Below are 17,902 nucleotides of genomic sequence, written 5' to 3' on the forward strand. Positions count from 1 at the left end.
AGGGACTTTCGAACTTCCCACCAGGCCCCAACGCTCTGAACAGCGATAGGACCGGCGGACGTGTCACAGGAACCCAATTATCTGTGGAACCCGGGGGCCTCAATGGTGATCATTCGACCCTGCCGACGCCTCGGCGACCAGGCCCACGAAAGCAGCAATACATAGCCGGAATGATCAAAACGCCCAGTAAGTCCGGCGCTGGACGTGTCGCTGGCGTCGCTGCTGCTCACGTGTCGGCGAGGTCGGTCCGAAGCTGGGACGCGAGGGCGACGGTTGCCTGTTGGGGTTCGGCGTCGAGATCGGTCAGGGCTTCGGTCAGGGCGTGCAGGAGGGTGCGGATGCCGTTGGCGTCGTGGAGGGCGTGGCGGGCGCGCATGGCGCGGGTGTAGAGGGCTTCGTTGTAGCGGTCGAGTCCGATGGCCTTGTCGAGCAGGTCGGAGGCGGCCTGCGGGTCGTTGTCGATGAGGTCGTCTGCCAGGAGCAGGTGGGCTTCGGTGCCCCAGCGGCGCACGGTTTCTCGATGGGGCTGCAGCCATTCGTAGTCGTGGCCGTCGGCCAGGGGCGCGGTGTAGAGGTCGCAGGCTGCGGTGAGTAGTTCCCGGCGTCGGGGTCCGGTGGCGATGGTGGCGGTGCGCAGCAGGTCACGAAGTGTCCAGACGTCGACGTCGACGCTGGTCGGGTCGAGCCGGTAGCGGCCCGCGCTTTTGACGAGGTAGGCGTTTTGGGTGTTGGGGTTGGCGGCGCGGCCCAGCACGTGGCGGAGGTTGCTGACGTTGGTGTGGACGCGTTGGTCGGCTTGGCTGAGGCGGGCGTCGGGTTCGAGGTATTCGCCGATGTCGCGGGTGGTGGCGCCGTCGGGGTGGCAGGTCAGGAATACGGCGAGTTCGAGGGCTTTGGCGCGCGGCGGTCGGCCGGGGTGGGTGATGTTGTCGATGCGGGGCGGTCCGAGCACTCGCAGTCGTGCCCTTCCGGTGGCCTCGGTCTCGGCGGGTGTAGCGGCCGGGTCGGACCGGTCGGCAGGCGCGGCGTCAGTTCGGCTGGCCTGCAGTGGGATTGCCGGCGCCGCTGCTGAGGCTGAGGAACGGGGGTCGGCTTCCCCGGTCTGCGCTTCTCGCAGGGTGGTGAGGATCTGCAGTGCGGTGCCGGTGTCGAGGACGGGCAGGCGCAGCGGAATCGGCTCGGCCGCTTCGCCGGCGGCGGGTGCGGTGTGGCCGTCCGGGGCGACGTCGATGGTGATGCCGTGTTTCCAGTCGCCGAGCAGCACGGCGGTCACGTTGAGGCTGCCACCGAGCGTGAGGGCGGTTCTGGCTCTGATGGAGGCGTTGGCGGGTGGGGCGTCGGTGATCAGCACGAGTGGGGGCAGCGGTTGTTCGTCGGGGGTCTGCTGGGGTGGGGTGTCGACGTCGGTCAGTGCATGTTCGTCGAGGAGACGGCTGCGGTGCAGGAGCCGGGCCTCGATCGCGGTGAGCGCGGCGTCAATGCCGTCGACGATGTGAAGCCGCGGCCACGGCTGCAGGGATGGTGCGCCGTCGCCGAGAAGCGTGACGAGGGTGGAGGCGTCGATGATGACCTCGCCGCGGGCGTCGCGGTGCTGCGGGCCACCGGAGGCGAGGACGGCGACGAGGGCGGCGCGGGCCGCGGGGTGTGCGCCGTCGCCGACGACGCCGATGCCGCCAGCCGGCCAGGACGCGAGTTCGGGCACGACGTCCGGCGGGGTGCCGGTGTCGTCCGGTGGTGGGGGTTTGCGGGTGGACGCGGCGCGGCGGATCTGGACCACCGGCGGTGGCAGCTCGACGGGTGGGTCGGTGTCGGGTTGGCCGGTGTAGCGGCGTCGGCGTTGCCGCCACACCATCGTGGCGGCGGCGCTGATCGCGGCGGCGAGCGTCCAGGGCAGCCAGTTGCCGTCCGACAGGTGCACTCCCTGGTCGGTGGTGACCGGCGGGCTGGGCGTGGCGGCGGCGCTCGGTGACGTCGACGGCGGCGTGGCGGGCCGGGAGGAGGTCGACGACGTGGCGGGCGTGCTCGGGACCACCGATGGGCTTGTGCTGGGGATGGCGTCCGTGCCGTCGGGGGTGGTGGGCGGCAGGGTGGGGCTTTCTGGTTCCGGGGTGCCGCTGGTCGGCGGGGATGGTGTCGTAGGCCGGGCCGGCGTTGCGGGCCGACGCTTGGGTGGGGTTACCGGTGTGGCGGCCTGCGGCGGGCCCGCGTCGGCGGGCAGGCGGAGTTCCCAGCCGGGGTAGATGAGGTCGCAGTCGCGCAGGATGCCGCCGCCGGCGAAGTGGCGATGCTTGTTCAGCTGGCAGATCTCCGGCCACCGGCCGGCGTCACCGAGCCAGGCCTTGGCGACCTTGGACAGGGTGTCGTGTCGCTCGACGGTGTAGGCGTAGCGCTGATCGGCGACGCGGATGATCGCCGGTCCCCGCGCGGTGGCCTGCCGAGGGATGTCGATGCGGGGCGTCGCGGCGGTGGCCGTGACGGGCTGGTCCGGGTTGGCCGCCCGATCGAGGGGCCCGGTGGACGTGACGGCGAGCGCGGCGGTTCCGGCCAGGCCGAACACGAGCCGGTGCAGCGGGGCCGGCAACCTGAGCACCGGTATGCGCCAGCGGGTCAGCGCCGCGACGATCTCGGCGAGCAGCAGCAGCGCGAACAGACCCCACAGCAGCCACATCGCCCACAGCGCCGCGCCGATGAGCACGTCGGGGGTGAGACGTCCGTTGGAGCGTTCGAACCAGTCGGGGATCTGGGACCAGGCCGGTAGCCGTCGGACGGGGTTGCCGCCGCCGAGCCACAGCAGCGCCGGCACGGCGGTCAGGAAGACGCCGGCGCCGACGGCGGCGCGAGCGGCACCGGCCACCGATCGGGACACGGGAGTGCGGCGCGGGGGCGGGTCGTGGGGAGGGTGGACGGTGGCCCGTGCGCCGTATTCGGCGAGTCTGTCACCTCTGTTCGGGGGCCTGTGCGGCACCGGTTTCCTCCCCTTGCGGTTGATCGCCGATCTCTTCGCATACACGAGGATGAACGTTCCCGGCTATCACGTCGAGAAGGATTCTCACCATGCGCACACAAAGGATCACGGGGAGCGGATCAGGGGTTGACGCCTCGCCCTCACCGGCGAGACTGCCCCTCATGTCAAGCGGGGGCGCCAGGGCGTCGATCGACCTCAGTTCGGCGGCCATCGCCGTCACCGTCGACCAGCAGGGCGTGCGCGTACCGATTCTCATCGACGGTCGCCTCGTCATGCCACGAGGTGTCGCCATCGGCCCAGCCGGTCAGCTGTACGCCGGCATCGACACCACCGCTGTGGCGTCGCTACCAGCCGACCACCACCACATCGACGACCCGATCGACCTGCTCGGCAAACCCGCCGAGGCGGCACCACCCGACCCGGTGGACCTGCTCGCCGCCGTGCTGCGGCACATCGCTCACCACGCGGCACACCAGGTCGGCCAGCCGATCACCGACCTCACCGTGACCGTCCCACCCGGTTGGGGACCACGACGCCGCGGACAGATCAGCGAGTCGGCCAAGCGCGCGGAACTCCCGGCTCCCACCGTCGTGAGCGCACCCGCCGCCCTCGCCGCCTACACCACCACACTCGGCCACCCCGCACCACCGAACTCCTGCGTCCTGGTCTGCGACGCGGACCACCACCCGGCGACCCTCACCGTCCTGCACGTGGCCGACGACGGCTACCGCGAGCTGGCCACCCGGCAACTCGACGACACACCCGACCTCGACCACCTCATCACACAACATTTGGTACGCACGGCAACCGCCGACAACGACCCGCTACGCGCGGCCATCGACCAACCCTCGACAGCCGACGCGGAGGGCCGCCTCGCCCTCCTGGAATCCGTGCGCACCACCCGACGCCTCCTCGCCGACCAGGACCGGGCCCCGGTCCTGCTGCCCGCACCCCGACAACCCGCGGTCCTCACCCGCCACGACGTCACGACCGCCGCGCAGCCCCTCCTCGATCAGGTACCCCAGGCAGTCCACGAACTCCTCGACGCAGCCGACATCGACACCGCACACCTCACCACGGTCATCCTGAGGCCAGCCCACGCCCTCCCCGCACTCACGGATCAGCTCCACCACGCAACCGGCACCACACCCACCCTCGTCGAGCATCCCCACGCCCTCGCCGACGGAGCCCTGACCCTCACCGCCGGCCACCACACCGGGCGCCGCGCCGCCGCGGCACGGCTGCCCCGCGTACGGCTGCGGGTCAGCGACCTCACCAGTGCCCTCCTCACCGGCGCGTGTTCCCTGATCCTGCTCCTGCAGGCCGTCCTCACCGCCGACATCACCACCGTCAACACCTACGTCGTCGGCGCCCGCACCTCGCTGCCGCAACTCGGCACCGCCGGCGCACTGGCCATGCTCACCGCCTTCGCCGTAGCGCACCTGGCACCCACCACCTGGCTCGCCGGCACACCCGCCACACCAACATCCGAACCCACCACCGGCAGCCTCATTCGCCGCGGATACGTCGCCGCCGCCGTCGGCGCGGCCATCGCCGCCGCCCTCTACGGCCTAGCCACCGGCACCGCCGTCGGATTCGACTACACCCCGTACCTGAAATGGACCCTCGGCGCCGCCCTCCCCCTCGCAGCCTGCGCCGCCCTCATCGCCGCCACCGCACCCCGGATACCCGCCGACGCGCTGCCCACCTGGCTCACCCTGACCCGTCCCGCCGTCACCCACGTGCTCATCGCCGCTGCCGGAATCTTCCTCATGCGCGCGGCACTCACCATCACCATCCCGGTCGACCTGACCGGCATGCCAGGCCTCGCCGGCAGCCTCGGCGCCGCCCTCCTCGGCACCGCCACCGCCTTCACCGCCGCCCACAGCCGCATCATCCGGGCCATCGCCGCCCCCGGCCTGGCCATCGGCTACGCCCTCGTGTTCAGCTACGACACCGGCAGTGCCCTGATCGTCGGCTACCTCGTCGCCCTCACCTGGTGGGGAATCCGCCTCACCGCCCAGACCCTGCGACTCGCCTTCCCGGGGACCGGAGCAGCCCTTCGCCGCCTTACCGATCGCGAGATCGGCTGAGAACTGATCTGCACCTGTGCGGCGCAGCCTGGGATTGACCGGTTCCTTTCTGGAAGTCGTCTTCCCGGCTTCGCTGCTGGTGCTGCTGTGGACCTCGTAGCGGCGAGTAGCGGTTGCCTGCCGGCACGTCGCCGCACTCAACCCGCTTCGTCACGCTTCGTCGCGGTGGGGCCGGACGGTCCCTTCGATGCAGGAGCGACTGTATGACGTTCCCGTCCGCTCGACATCCGGCTGGCCAAAGATCGGCCCCGGCTGGGGCCACCCGCGGCGGGCCAGGTCGCCGGGCTCAGGTTGGCGACTGGCGGGGTCGCGTCACACGGATCCGGTTCGTGCGGTTGGATTCAGGGCATCGCCGTGTGTCCTGGGAGCGCCGCCGTGAGTCCATCTGATCAGCTTGCTGGCCTTGACCTGCCGACCCTTCAGGTGTTGGAGGCGGCTCTGGCGCTGGGTGGCCTGGTCACCGAGGCGGAGGTGTCGGCGTTGATCGGCACCGACGCAACGCCGTACCTGCAGCGTGCCGCCGATGCGCGGCTGGTCGCGCGGCTGCGGGGCCGGCTGACGGTGAACGGCATCATGCGAGAGGTCTTCGACCGTCCGCTGGGTGTCGGCCCGTCGGCAGGTCAGCTCGCCGCCGTGTTGAACGTCGATGATCTGAAGGTGGTGGCGAACAACCTGGGGCTGCCGACGAAGGGCCGCAAGGCGGACCTGCTGGAGGCGGTGGCGGAGTTCTTCCTCGACACGGACAACGTGCACGCTCTCGTCAAGCGGATGCCCACCGCGACGCGGACGGTGTTGGAGGAGGCTGACCGCGACGGTGGACAGATCCGCCGCTACGGCGGCAGCGGCATCGCATCCCGTGTCCGGTATCAGAACCGCTATCGGCAGGTGCATCCGCTGGACTGGGCCGAGGAGCACGGGCTGGTCTACCGCGTGACCTGGGAGGACTATCAGCTGGCGGGTCAGGTCACGCTCGCTTTGCGAGGAGCGGACTACCGGGCTCCGTTCCAGCCGCAGGAGCCGCCGGTTGCCTGGCATACGCCGGATCCCCCGACAGTGCGCCGCGACGCCCAGGCGCAGGGCATTGCCGTGGTCGGGCTGTTGTCGGCGCTGCTGGACAGGGCTGGACGTGAGCCGCTGGCAACGGTCAAGGCCGGCGGCGTCGGCGTGCGCGAGCTGACCCGGACGGCGAAGACGCTGGGCGTGACGATGTCGACCGTGCGGCTGCTACTGGCGGTCGCCCATGAGGCCAGGCTGGCCGACCTCGACGAACGCGTGATCCCGACGGCCGCGTACGACCGCTGGCTCAAGCTCGGTCTGGACCGCCGGCTCGCGGTGATGCTGAAGGCATGGCGCGACCTGGACTATCTGCCGTCGGCGCAGACGGGGCCGTGGGTTCCGGAGCACCGCCAGAGCTGGTCAGCGCAAGCCCGGATGGCCGTACTGCGGGCGTTGGGTGACCGGGCGACGACGAACATCGAGCAGGCAGCGCAGTGGATGTGGTGGCGGCAGCCGCTGGCCTTCGGCGGCACCACAACCGTGCGCGGCATGCTGGAAGAGGCCGCAACCTTGGGTGCTCTCGGCGCGGGGGCTGTCAGTCCCGCCGGACAGGCGCTGCTGGCCGGCACGGACATCGCCAAGGCCGTCGGCGACCTGGGTGAGGTCGCCCGCACCGCCCGGCTGCAGGCCGACCTGACCGCGGTCGTGGCGGGAACACCGAGCCCAGCACTGACAGAGCTCCTCGATGCGGTCGCCGTCGTACAGTCCCGCGGCATGGCCACAACCTGGCGCTTCAGCCCAGCTACGGTACGCGGCGCGTACGACGCAGGCTGGACCCAGCACCGCCTGACCAAAGCCCTGACGAAGATCGCCGAAGGCGGACTGCCGCAACCGCTGGCCTACCTGCTCGCCGACGTCGCCCGCCAACACGGGTCGGTACGGGTCGCGCCCGTGGCCAGCACCCTGATCAGCGACGACACCGCGCTGCTGGCCCAGATCTGCGCCGACAAACGACTGGACACACTCAACCTGCGTCTGCTCGCCCCCACCGTGCTGGCCAGCCAAGCCACCACGGCTGACACGATGGCCGCCCTACGCAAAGCCGGCTACGCGCCCCGCCAGCAGAACGCCGACGGCCGCGACGTCATCGAGAAGACCCGCCGCCACCGCGCCTGACGGACTGGAGAACAGGACGCTGATCGTACGCGCGGCGTCGATGCCACCTACGACGCCGTCGCCGTCCAGCCGGATCACACCAATATTCATCAATTCACCGATGATCCCGCCGCTGGACCAGGGCATAGAGATTAGTCGCTGCCGGTCCGGCCGGCCAACGTGGACGGGGCCAGAGCTGGTCCGATGCGGTATCCGCTCAACCCGCCGTGCCGGACCGCGAGCAGGATGAGGACGTATCCCACCGGCACGGCGAGCATCATCGAGCGGGGGCCGAACGTGTCGGCCAGCCAGGCCCCACCCGCCCACGCTGGCAGCAGTGCGACATGAATGGCGCCGTCCAGCACGGCGAACACCCGGCCCCGCACCGCCTCCGGCGCCCTCGTCTGAATAATCACCAGCCGCCCAGACGTCCAGAGCGGGATGCCGAGGCCGGCCACGAGCACACCGAGCAGGAACGGCGCGGCAGACGGCGCGGCCGCCATCAACGCGGCGCCCACCGCGTTCACCGCGATGCCGAGACCGTAGATTCGGCCTGTACGCGGCGAGTTTATGCGGGTTAGCACAATGGACGCGACGAGAATCGATAGCGCGGACAACCCGCCTTGGAGGCCGAAGAGCACGGCGTCTCCCCCGAGGGCCAGCACGTAGAGCGGAAGCGCTGCGTAGAGCAGGCCGCTGAAGAGGGCGTGCACCGTCTCGACCGCGATGAGGCGCCTGGTGAGCGCATCGCGCAGGAGCCAGCGGACGCCGACCGAGAACCGGGATCCGCCCTGCGCCGGCACGCTGCCAGGTGCGTTCGTCCAGGTGGTAGTCAGCACCAGGATCAACGACACCAGGAAAGTTCCGGCGTCGATGAGCAGGACGCCGGGGAGCCCGACGAACGCCACGATCGCACCGCTGGCCGCCCAGGACAGCACCGACGCGAGGCCCGAACCGAGACCCTCCATTCCGCCGGCCCGGATCAGATCCCCGCGCGACAGCAGCGCGGGGGTCGCCGAGACCCGGGCCGGTTGAAAGAAGGCGCCGCAGAACGAGACGGCGGCGGCCAGCGCGTACAGTACCCAGTGGGCCGAGGCGTGGCCGCCGAGCAAGGCGAGCCCGACCGCGAGCGTACCCAGGAACCGGGCGGCATCGCTGATCAGCATGACGTGCCGGGGGTGGTACAAGTCGAGCGCGGCACCCGCAACAAGGCCGCCGGCGAGCGCACCAACCATCGCGCCGATGGCCACTCCGCTGGCTGCCATCGCGGAGCCGGTGGTGCTCACGAAAAACCACACCACCGCGACGTCGTAAAGGGTGTCGCCGAAGGTGGACAGTGTCTGTCCCAGCCACAGCCGACTGTATGCCGGATTGCTACGTAGGAATCGAAGTGTCACGGGACGGCGGCCGCCGGGACGCGGGTGGTCGCCACGGCCGCCGAGTAGATCTTCTCGTAGTCCTCGGCGAGACGCTGCGCCGTGAAGCGTGCGGCCTGCTTGCGGCAGAGTGCGCGGTCGAGCTGGCCAACCTCGCCCACCGCCCGGATCATCTCGGCACCGTCCCGGCAGATGAAGCCGCTCACGCCGGGCTCGATGACCTCACGTGCGGCGCCACGGTCAAGCGCGATCACCGGCGTGCCGGTGGCCATGCTTTCCGGCATGACCATGCCGAACGGTTCCGGCCAGTCGCTGGGAAAGAGGGTGGCCAGTGCCCCACCGAAGAGCTCCGCCTTCTCGTCGTCGTTGATCTCGCCGAGGAACTCGACGTCGTTGGCGCGAAGCAGCGGCCGGATCTCGTCCCGCCAGTAGTCGGTGTCGACGGAGTGGACGGCGGCACCCACCTTGAGCGGCATGCCGGTTGCGCGGGCTACCTCTACCGCCAGGTCGGGCCGCTTGTCTGGGGTGATCCGGCCGACGAACGCGAGGTACTCCCCCGGCTCGGGAAAGAAGGGGTATCTCTCGATTTGGATTCCGTTGTGGACAACACCAACCCAGGGCAGGTCGAGATGGCGCAGCGGCAGACGCTGAGCCATGCTGACGCTCACCAGTGACGCGACCTGGAGCCGTTCGCACTCCCACGGGTGCGGGTTGATGTCCAGCCGGCCGTGCAGGGTCAGCACGGTCGGCGTACGGGAGAGCCGCGCGAACGCCAGGGCGTACTCCTCGTCGATGTGCGCGTGGATCACGTCGAACTCGTCGGCCCGGCGGTACACGTCGCTCAACATAGCCAACATCCCGGTCCGGGCCAGGCGGTCCGCACCCTGATCGGCGACCTTCCAGAGCGCCTTCTCGCACATCGGCACCAGCCGTGCCGCGGTGCGGCTGTCGCCGCTGGCAAAAAGCGTTACGTCGTGTCCCCGTCGCACCAGTTCTTCTGTCAATGTACTCACGACCCGTTCGGTCCCGCCATAGAGCTCGGGCGGCACGGGGTTGCTCAACGGTGCGAGAATCGCGATCTTCATCGACAACCTCAAGTCCTCAGGATCAGCAGTCGGCGGTCAGCGTATTTCAAGTAGTGTTCCGAAACGGCTGGGAAGTAGACAGTATTGAGCTCGCGAAATCGGGCTCTGCGGTTGCATTTGAGCGACGGCGCCACCGCCGGGCAGCACGAGCGATCCGGACACGGGAATTGCTACGGCGAGAAGCGGATCCAATCCTCGGAGCCACACGTCCACGCATCGCTTCCTCCGAATGGAGAAGGGAGTAGGGACTGACGTTCAGTCAAGCCGCAGGCGTGGCGGCTGTCAATGTTGGCCGGCCCGTTCAACTGCTACAGATCGTGAATGGTCAGGTTGAGTCGGGTTCGAGGTCAGACCGGCGTGGGTGAGGGGCGTCGCGTAGTCGCCTGAGAGCTTTCTGACCTAGGCGTATGCGGTGTCGACGGCCTGAGTGGAGGTTACGAAGGACAGGTGCGGTCCGTCGCTGGACATGGAGTTGCTGAGACGACATAACCCCGATAAGGACCACACCCGCGCATGTCATCGTCGCTGTTCGACGTGATCCGTCGGCACGCCCGCGCGCCCCGGCCACCCGGCCGGCTGGCGGTGAGGCATATGGCCTGTTGACGGCTCTGGCGCGGGTTCCTGACCCGCGTGACCCGCGAGGGGTCCGGTATCCCCCTGGGCAAGTGTGCTCGCGGTCACGGTGTGTGCGGTGATGGCCAGGGCTTCCACGTTCGCCGCGAACGCCGACTAGGCCGACGATCTCGATCCGCCAGCCTGGGCAGGCTCGGGTTCGTCGGTCCGGTATCGGCGCTGACGACGCTGTGGCGGCTGCTGGTCAGCGTCGACGCCGAGACGTTGACGGCGGTCCTGGCCGCCTGGCTGGGCTCTTGACTACCAATGTGCCGCCGGTCGCGCGGCGGGTCATCGCTGTTGACGGCAAGGTGATGCGCGGCGCGTCCTGCCCGAGGGGCGGGTCCGTGCATCGCGCAGAGCCGCCCGCCGCTCCACGACCTCATCGTCCCGCGACCAGCAGTTGCCCATGTACGCAGTGACACAGCAATCCCCGGCTGGAGTAACAGGTAGACCTCAGCCCTTCAACCTCTGCAATCGGGTGGCCACATCACGGATCGGCTTCGGGCTAAACAAGTCGATATAGCTCAGTCCACGCCATCCAGAAGCGGCAAGGCGCAATTGCATCGCCGGAACGACTTGAGCGCGGCCGCCAGCGGCAACATAGTCAAGTTCCGGATCCACGAACTCGAGGGCATTCACAACCGCGATCTCTCTCGCCAGCGCATCCCTGGCGGCTAGATTCTGGTCGCCGCCTTGGGATACCTGACCCCCGCCCGAACCGCGAGCCGAGGGGCTGATGACGAAAACATCTGGTGCCACAACGCCGGGGACGTCGAGTCGACTAAGGCAATAGATACGTAACGCTTCCACGTCCAGGCCTGCTGGGTCGGCTTCAACCCTTGCGACCAATTGTGGCGAGTTCCTCGTCTCGACCAGCAAGCGCGCCGAGGTGACTGCGGGATGGGATAGAAGCATATGTTGCGTGCTAACGAGATCCACCCACCTGCCGTCGTCAAGATATTCCCAGTCTGCCTGTCGCGGCCATCCGAGAACGCGGGCGGTTTCCACAACGTCAGCCCGCGTCGTGTCCTTGCCAAGCGCGAGTCGGCAAATCATTTGCTCGATGCCGAGCAGCAGCCTCCTAACGTCGCCGGCGCCCATCATGTCAGCGTCTACCCGCACCGACAGGCGCATTATAGGGTAGCCGTCAACACTGACAGGTTCCCACGTGTGGAAATCGGTCGCCACACCGAGATTGACTCGAAAGTCCCCCTTCGTCGGATGTTCATCAGGTTCGATTGGATGCAGTATGGTGCGGTCCAACAGTTCTGCGGGCGTCACCGTCGGTCGATCTGGAAAATCGATTTTGTCGAGCCTGTTCAAGAGGCAGTTAAAAATGATCTCTGGCCGGATTTTCGTACGACGATGACGAAATACCTCCGCCCGGGACTCCAAGAATGTGTATGGATTGTAATTTGCGTGCACCAGCCCTTTCAGAAGCTTCCGACGGCAACCGATCATTGCTTCGGAGGCTGTCGCGACGTCGCTCGGCTCAATTATCAGATGCGATTTGGCCAAGCTGTAGTCTACGAGCGGTCGCGCACTTTGGAGTGGCCCTTTATCGTTGATAACCTCCACGCCCAAGACATGATCCGTGTAAGCACTCATCATCATACTCAATGCGCCGAGTGTAACCGCTGTCGAAGAAAGGTGAAGATTGCGCCCTACAATACGAGCCGCCAATGCCAGGGCGGGTGACAACATCACGGTCCACACCTCGCCCGAACCGGCGGTCCGGTGGTACGGGAAAGACACGTTGGGCAACCGCTTCAACAACTCCTTCTGGTGAAGCGCTGACCGTTTAGCCGTGTTGCGACCGGAGGGCGACACCTCCCGCCATGTGCGATCAGCCGGTTGGTTCGGCTTTGGAAGAGAATCAGCCACGATCTCGCCACGTACGGCGCGGAGGCAAGTTTTGAAGTCCGCAACAAGAGCGTCAAGTCCGCGCAGTCCAACAAATAGGTGATGCATGATAAGCAAGACGTGCCGCAGTCGTCCCTGATACGTGACAAGAGTTACCCTTAGTGGCCAGTCTCGATCTCTGGAGAATCGCTGCGCTGTGGCCGTTTTCACGACCTCGTCCAAGCCTTCCGTCGTGTCGTGGCGCATTTCACTCGACGGCATTGGAGGGTCGAACGGAGGATGAACAACTTGGACCGACTCGCGCTCTTCATTGAACGATATCCTGGTGCGGACGCCCTCATGACGCGCCACCAATAGCCTCAGCGCGTCCGCGATCTGGCCAACGTCGGCAGTTTCGGGAACGGGCACTACTCGTGCCAGGTTTGCCAAGCGAGCCACATCCGCCGGCGCCTCGACAAAGTCCCGCCAATACTCTGCCTGGCTATGTGTTAGTGGAATGACTTTCAGTTGACCTTCCATCTCATTTCCCCGGTCGCTCGTTGTGGGCACTTCCGACGTTAAGAAGCAACTCAAGATGCTGCCGATAAGAAGGGCGCCACCAAATAGTGCGCCAGGACCCCCTGGTGAGCAGCGGGATCCTGCTCGACAAGCCGTCGGTGTCCGAGGGCTTCCGGTTCGCCACTCTTGTCATCGTCGCGCACGCCTTCCCATCGTCCGACTTTCTGGACACGCCAATAGTCGGTCGGACTCATCCCGGCGGAAGTGAAACGGCGCGGTTGCGCTTGAACAGCTTTTCAACGTCCGACCGGGCAGGCAGGTGAGCGCGGTCGTCTGCGAGGGCCTGCTCGATGAGGGAGACGACGTCGCGCACTTCGTCGATCGTCAGGACTCGGTCCGGCGTCAGGGTGCTCAGCCCGAACAGGTCCTCCAGGGTGAAGCTGAGTTCGGCGAGCGCGAGCGAGTCGTAGCCCAAGTCCTCGGACAGGCGGAGCGTATCCCCCACTGCCCGCGGGTCCAGAGGGGAGATCCGGCGCACCACCTGATGTATCAAAGCCGGAACCTGATCTGCACGGATCTGGGCAGTTGCAATGGAGTCCACCATCGTCCCTTCTCGCGGATACTCGATTGGACAGCTACGTGCCGTTCGGTGATCTCCTCAGCGTTACGGACGCGGCGAGATCCCGCACGTCGAGGTGCGCGCGCAGATGACCGTTCGCAGCATCTGGTCGGTGCCACCGGTGATGCGGGCGAGCCGGCGTCGCGGTACACCCGCTCCAGCGGGTAGTCCTCGGTGTAGCCGCGCAAGGGGGCCGCCGAAGTGGCCGACGAACCGCTCGCCGAGCGACTGAGGTCTGATCCTCTTTCGTCATCGGGACCCCCGCGGAACAGTGGCGTGGCTTGCGGGAGGACTGAGATGAGACGGCGTCGTCGGTGTGGCCGGTGGAAGGTTGGACGCCTTCGAGGCTGTCGTCCTGCAAGGACTGGTCCATCAACATGGCGCGGCGCCCCCACTGACCTAGATCGTCGGGGTGAAGGAAGGTTGCGGAGCTGGGAGTCGGCCTGGACTGGGCCGAGAACCCTCACGATGTCGCATCGGACCATCCGGGTAAGGGGGCGGCCGAACCCCGGCTGCCCGAGCTTGCCCGAGCCAAGGCCTGCACCATACGGCTGACCGCCGCGCAGTTGCTGCTGCGCACCTAGCGCCGCGCCTGGCGGCGGCGCATAGGCGAACTGCCGCTCGGAAGCCCCCGGGCTAAGCAGCCCACGTATCCCCAGCCAGGCAAGATCTATCTGAGCATGCGTGGCCCGGGTGATCGTCTCGTCGCCGGGCTCGCCGGTGAGATCGGCCAACACGCCGAGCAGCTCACCAGCCCGAACGCCCTGCAATGCCATGCCGGCACCGCCCCTGCCACCAGATGATCTAGCCGCAGTGAGTACGTCGGGGCCCGCAGGCTGGCCTGCAACAGCAATCTCGGCAACGCCGCGCAGCAGTGGGCCTTGCGCCGCTCGACGTGGGTCCGCGCCTGCTACGACGCCAAGATCGCCGCGGGCAAGAGTCACCACGCCGCCCCGCATGCCCCGGGAAACCGCTGGTTGCAAATCCGGTGGCCCTGCCCGCGCCTCGGCATCACCTACGACGAGACGATCCAGAACACCAACCAACAACGACATCTCGCGCCCGCCGCATGAGGTTGCCAGCGGATGTCTCATTCCATCACCACCGCCCTTTGGAGGGCGGCCGCCGGTGCCGCGTTGATGTCGACGATGTCGCCGTCCAGAGAGCCGTCGCATAGCGCCCGCCACATGACGCGGCGCCGTGGTTTGCCACTGGAGGTGACCGCGAGCCGTCCCCGAGGCACGCAGATCAAGTACAGCGCGGCGTCACCGACACGTTCTATGAGTACCTCGCGGACCGTTGCTGTGCACTTCGGGTCCGGTGCATCGATTACGACCGCCGCTGTCGGGACACCGTCACGAATCCCGAGCAACGCCACGGCCCGACGCTCCGCGATTCCGCGCGCTGCCAGCTCGAGCTCGATGCTTTCGGCGAAGACCATCCGACCGCGCACCTTCAGGCCGTCGCCTAGCCTGCCCAGCACGAACAACTCACGATCTTGGATGAACCCCGCGTCGCCGGTGTGCAGCCGTCCGCCGTTGATCCGGGTGCCTGAACCCGAGCCGCGTTCCGAACCGTCGTTAGGGCCACGTTCCGCCGCATATCCGGCCGCCAGGGACGTCCCCTCGACAACGATTTCCCCAACCACGCCATCGGATACCTGCTCGTCGCGGTCGTCGACGATCGCAATCGACATTCCCGACAGTGGCTGACCGCAGCCGACCACGTCTGCGACTCCCGGTCGTACACCCTGCGGACGCGCTGTCGTCCACCCGCGTCCGAGGGGCAGGCCCGTGACCGCCAACGTTGCCTCCGCCTGACCGAACGCGGGAAGCAACGCCCGCCGGTCGAGACCGTACGGGGAGAACAGCGCTTCGAAGCGCTCCAGCAGGCGCGGATCAACGCGTTCGGCACCTAGGATGACCGCGCGCAGCGAGTCGAACCGCAGGTCCTCCAGCTGATCCGGCGATACCCTGCGAAGCAGATACGCCAGCCCGAAGTTCGGCATGGACGTGATATCGATCCGCCGCTCGCTGATGCAGCGCAGGAACCGCAACGGCGTACGGATGAAATCGTCTGGCTGCATGCACCACCAGTCGATACCTGCCACGCACACGCTGATCAGGTTGCCGATCAGTCCCATGTCGTGATGGACCGGAAGCCAGCTCAGCCCGGCGTCACCCTCGCGGAGCCGAAGCCAGTCGCGGATCGCCGCTAGGTTGCTCTCAAGCGCTCGGTGGGAGATCAGGACACCCCGTGCGTATCCGCTAGACCCGGAGGTGAACTGAAGTAGGGGGACATCGGCGGGTGGGCGCGGTGCAGCGATGGGTGCCCCGCTGCCGAGCTCGTCGCACAGGACCGGCGCGGCGAGGCCCGTCCGGTGCAGCGCTTGCTGCACCGGTTTCTGCGAGTCAGTGTCGACCACAGTGACGGCCGGCCCCGCCCGGCCGAGAACGTGCGTGAGATGGCGTTCATAGTCCTCGCCGCGTTGGTAGCCGAAGCGCGGCGCGATCGCGCACGCGGTCGCGCCGGCCACCATCGCGCCGAACATCGCGGCCACAAACGCGGGACCCGACCGAGCGACCACCACGACCACATCGCCGGCACGCGTTCCGCGTTCGACGAGGCCGCCGGCATAGCGGTGTACCAGGTCGGCGAGCCGAAGATAGGACCAGTGGTCCCAGTTGTCGCCGGGCGCCCCGAAGTACACACCACGGTCCGGGACCGGTTGCTGCAGCCACTGGAGCAGGGTCCTGTCATGGATGCGCATCGTCGCGGTTCCTCTCCCCTGTGGCGGCAGCGTGGCACACGCCTGAGCGGGTGCGCCCGGTACGGGACGAGCCCTGTGATGAGGTCGTGCGAGGTAAGCGCATTCAGCTGCGAACGGCGGCCGGTGACATTTTCTCGGTTTCGAGACCGTCCGCTAGCTGGCTCCATTCCGCGGCGCACTGCTGCGCAACCTGCATCAGGATGTATGTGGCGTGCGGAGGCAGTTCGGCGCTCATCGCGCGCAGCTCGTGCCGTCGGACCACGTGAGCCCATAGCCAGCGCAGCGCGCGACGGCCTGAGTGGGTCAGGCGCACGGACGGGTCGTTGCTGAGATTGCGCAGCGCCGACTCAATGTCGAATCCGCGCTCCTCGGTTTGCGGCTGGCCCTTCGAACGTGGCCGGGCGGGCTGCGCGCCTGCGTCGCCGCGCATCATCCGGTCGCGAACGTCCTTGACGGTCGTAGGTGAAATCCCGGCCGTCCTGGCGACCTGCCGTAGCGAGGCGTTCGGAGAGTCGAGCATGATTTCGCGGGCACGTTGCCGGCCCTCGGCGGCGTTGAGGGGCCGTACTCGCCCGTCGCGGCCGATGCGCCTGTCCCCACCGGCGACGCGCGAGGCCGGCGTACGGTCGCGGATACTCCGGATCGTCGCCGCGCTGAGGCCCGTCGCCTCGGCGAGGGCTCGGTCGGACCACTCGGGGTGGTAACTCATCAGCTGGGTCGCGGCGGCATGCCGGTCGGCGAACGTGAGCGGCAGGCCGTGGGCGATGTTCTCCCGCACGGCGATGAGGAACGCCTCCATCTCGGAGCCGTCGAAGAACCGTGCCTCGATCTCGGTCTCGCCTCTGAGCTGGGCGGCCCTTACCCGGTGCGTACCATCGATGATCCGCATGGTGCCGCGCTGAACGAGGATGGGCGGCAGAGCGGCGTCCGTCTCTGCTAGGACCCGGGTGTGTGCGGTGTCCTCACCGTGCACGCGTGGTGAGCGGGCCTGGAGAAGCGCGTCGATCGGTACCCTGTGAATGAGGCTACCGTCCCGCGTTGTTTCCTCCCGGTCCGGTGGTGCGTGCCTGCCGTCGGCGGCTTGGACTCTCCGGCGACAGGCAGTGGACGCGACGGCCGGCGATGCGGCCGCTGTCATGTGCTGTGTCACTTTCACCCCCGTGGCGAAGTTTGGCCGCTGGCACGAGGCATGTGAGGGCACAGCGATGCCCGAGGACGCGCGTCGACGCCGGTTCGTGCCGATATCAGCACGGTGAATGCGGCGCCGGAACCGGGCGTCTCCACGCCTGTCCTACCTGCGGTCACTGCAGCTGATCGATATCCTGGCCGACGGGTCGCACTGGTGCAACTGGACAATCCGACAGTCCACGTTGGATGATCAGCGGAGGGGCTGCAATCGGTGAGCAGCACTTCGCGGTGCCCGCGCCGGGATGCGTAGCGTCGGCCGTGATGAGCATGCCGGTGACCGCACCGAGTTCAGCAGCGCCGCCGCCTGGTTCACCTCTGTGGCGCCGGCCGGCTCGGCCACTTGGCGATGAGCATCGCCGTACGTGACGCGCGACGGCAGAGGCTTGCACCTCGGCTCCCGACCCACCGCAGGGGCTTGCCATCGACCTCGATCCGTCAGATCATGACGCCTCCACCTCCGCTGAGCTTTCCGTTGTCTCTGATGTTCACCGTCGGTCACCCGGCCGAGGCGGTTGCCTCGGCCGGTCGTGGGTGGCACGTTCGGTGATGATGATGGCGCCGGCGGGTGCGGCTTTCCGGGATCGCGTGGTTATACACCTCACAATCCCGAGGCGTCTCTGGTGTCCTATGTGTACCTTGTGCGCTTGCTCAACCACCCAGATCAGCCATCCCGCACACG

10 protein-coding genes are annotated in these 17,902 nt (G+C 67.8%); 3 read left to right on the forward strand and 7 right to left on the reverse strand.

What is annotated here, in order from left to right:
- Positions 1-226: 226 nt before the first annotated feature.
- Complete coding sequence (locus tag AB0H57_RS21550; protein WP_357509067.1) at positions 227-2,854, reverse strand: transcriptional regulator; 2,628 nt, start codon at positions 2,852-2,854, stop codon at positions 227-229.
- Between the two features lie 272 nt (positions 2,855-3,126).
- Here AB0H57_RS21550 and AB0H57_RS21555 point away from each other — a divergent pair, with 272 nt between their 5' ends.
- Both AB0H57_RS21555 and AB0H57_RS21560 read left to right on the forward strand, forming a co-directional pair.
- Positions 3,127-5,058: an Hsp70 family protein gene (locus AB0H57_RS21555; protein ID WP_357509069.1), complete on the forward strand. Its 1,932-nt coding sequence runs from the start codon at positions 3,127-3,129 to the stop codon at positions 5,056-5,058.
- Positions 5,059-5,433: 375 nt separating this feature from the next.
- On the forward strand, positions 5,434-7,230 hold the full coding sequence (locus AB0H57_RS21560; RefSeq protein ID WP_357509071.1) for a helicase-associated domain-containing protein: 1,797 nt from the start codon (positions 5,434-5,436) through the stop codon (positions 7,228-7,230).
- A gap of 131 nt (positions 7,231-7,361) precedes the next feature.
- Here the strand turns inward: AB0H57_RS21560 and AB0H57_RS21565 are convergent, their stop codons facing one another.
- From AB0H57_RS21565 to AB0H57_RS21580, 4 genes are all read right to left on the reverse strand, one after another.
- Positions 7,362-8,606 (reverse strand): MFS transporter, encoded by a 1,245-nt coding sequence (locus tag AB0H57_RS21565; protein WP_357509073.1) that lies wholly within the window; start codon positions 8,604-8,606, stop codon positions 7,362-7,364.
- Positions 8,603-9,670, reverse strand: a complete 1,068-nt coding sequence (locus AB0H57_RS21570) for a glycosyltransferase family 4 protein (protein ID WP_357509075.1) — start codon at positions 9,668-9,670, stop codon at positions 8,603-8,605. The genes AB0H57_RS21565 and AB0H57_RS21570 overlap by 4 nt, the downstream gene beginning before the upstream one ends.
- A gap of 1,068 nt (positions 9,671-10,738) precedes the next feature.
- The gene (locus AB0H57_RS21575; protein WP_357509077.1) at positions 10,739-12,667 is read right to left on the reverse strand and encodes a condensation domain-containing protein; all 1,929 of its coding nucleotides are present in this window, start codon (positions 12,665-12,667) and stop codon (positions 10,739-10,741) included.
- A gap of 229 nt (positions 12,668-12,896) precedes the next feature.
- Positions 12,897-13,250 carry an acyl carrier protein gene (locus tag AB0H57_RS21580; RefSeq protein WP_357509079.1) on the reverse strand — a complete coding sequence of 118 codons (354 nt, stop codon included), beginning with the start codon at positions 13,248-13,250 and terminating at the stop codon, positions 12,897-12,899.
- 896 nt (positions 13,251-14,146) lie between these two features.
- Between AB0H57_RS21580 and AB0H57_RS21585 the strand changes: the two genes are divergently transcribed.
- Positions 14,147-14,338 carry a hypothetical protein gene (locus AB0H57_RS21585; RefSeq protein ID WP_357509081.1) on the forward strand — a complete coding sequence of 64 codons (192 nt, stop codon included), beginning with the start codon at positions 14,147-14,149 and terminating at the stop codon, positions 14,336-14,338.
- 17 nt (positions 14,339-14,355) lie between these two features.
- On the opposite strand, the gene AB0H57_RS21590 is transcribed toward AB0H57_RS21585, so the two are convergent.
- Complete coding sequence (locus AB0H57_RS21590) at positions 14,356-16,035, reverse strand: AMP-binding protein (protein ID WP_357509083.1); 1,680 nt, start codon at positions 16,033-16,035, stop codon at positions 14,356-14,358.
- Positions 16,036-16,138: 103 nt separating this feature from the next.
- Positions 16,139-17,173 carry a ParB N-terminal domain-containing protein gene (locus tag AB0H57_RS21595; protein WP_357509085.1) on the reverse strand — a complete coding sequence of 345 codons (1,035 nt, stop codon included), beginning with the start codon at positions 17,171-17,173 and terminating at the stop codon, positions 16,139-16,141.
- Positions 17,174-17,902 lie beyond the last annotated feature (729 nt).

Source organism: Micromonospora sp. NPDC050686, assembly GCF_040654475.1.
Classification (GTDB): Bacteria; Actinomycetota; Actinomycetes; order Mycobacteriales; family Micromonosporaceae; genus Micromonospora.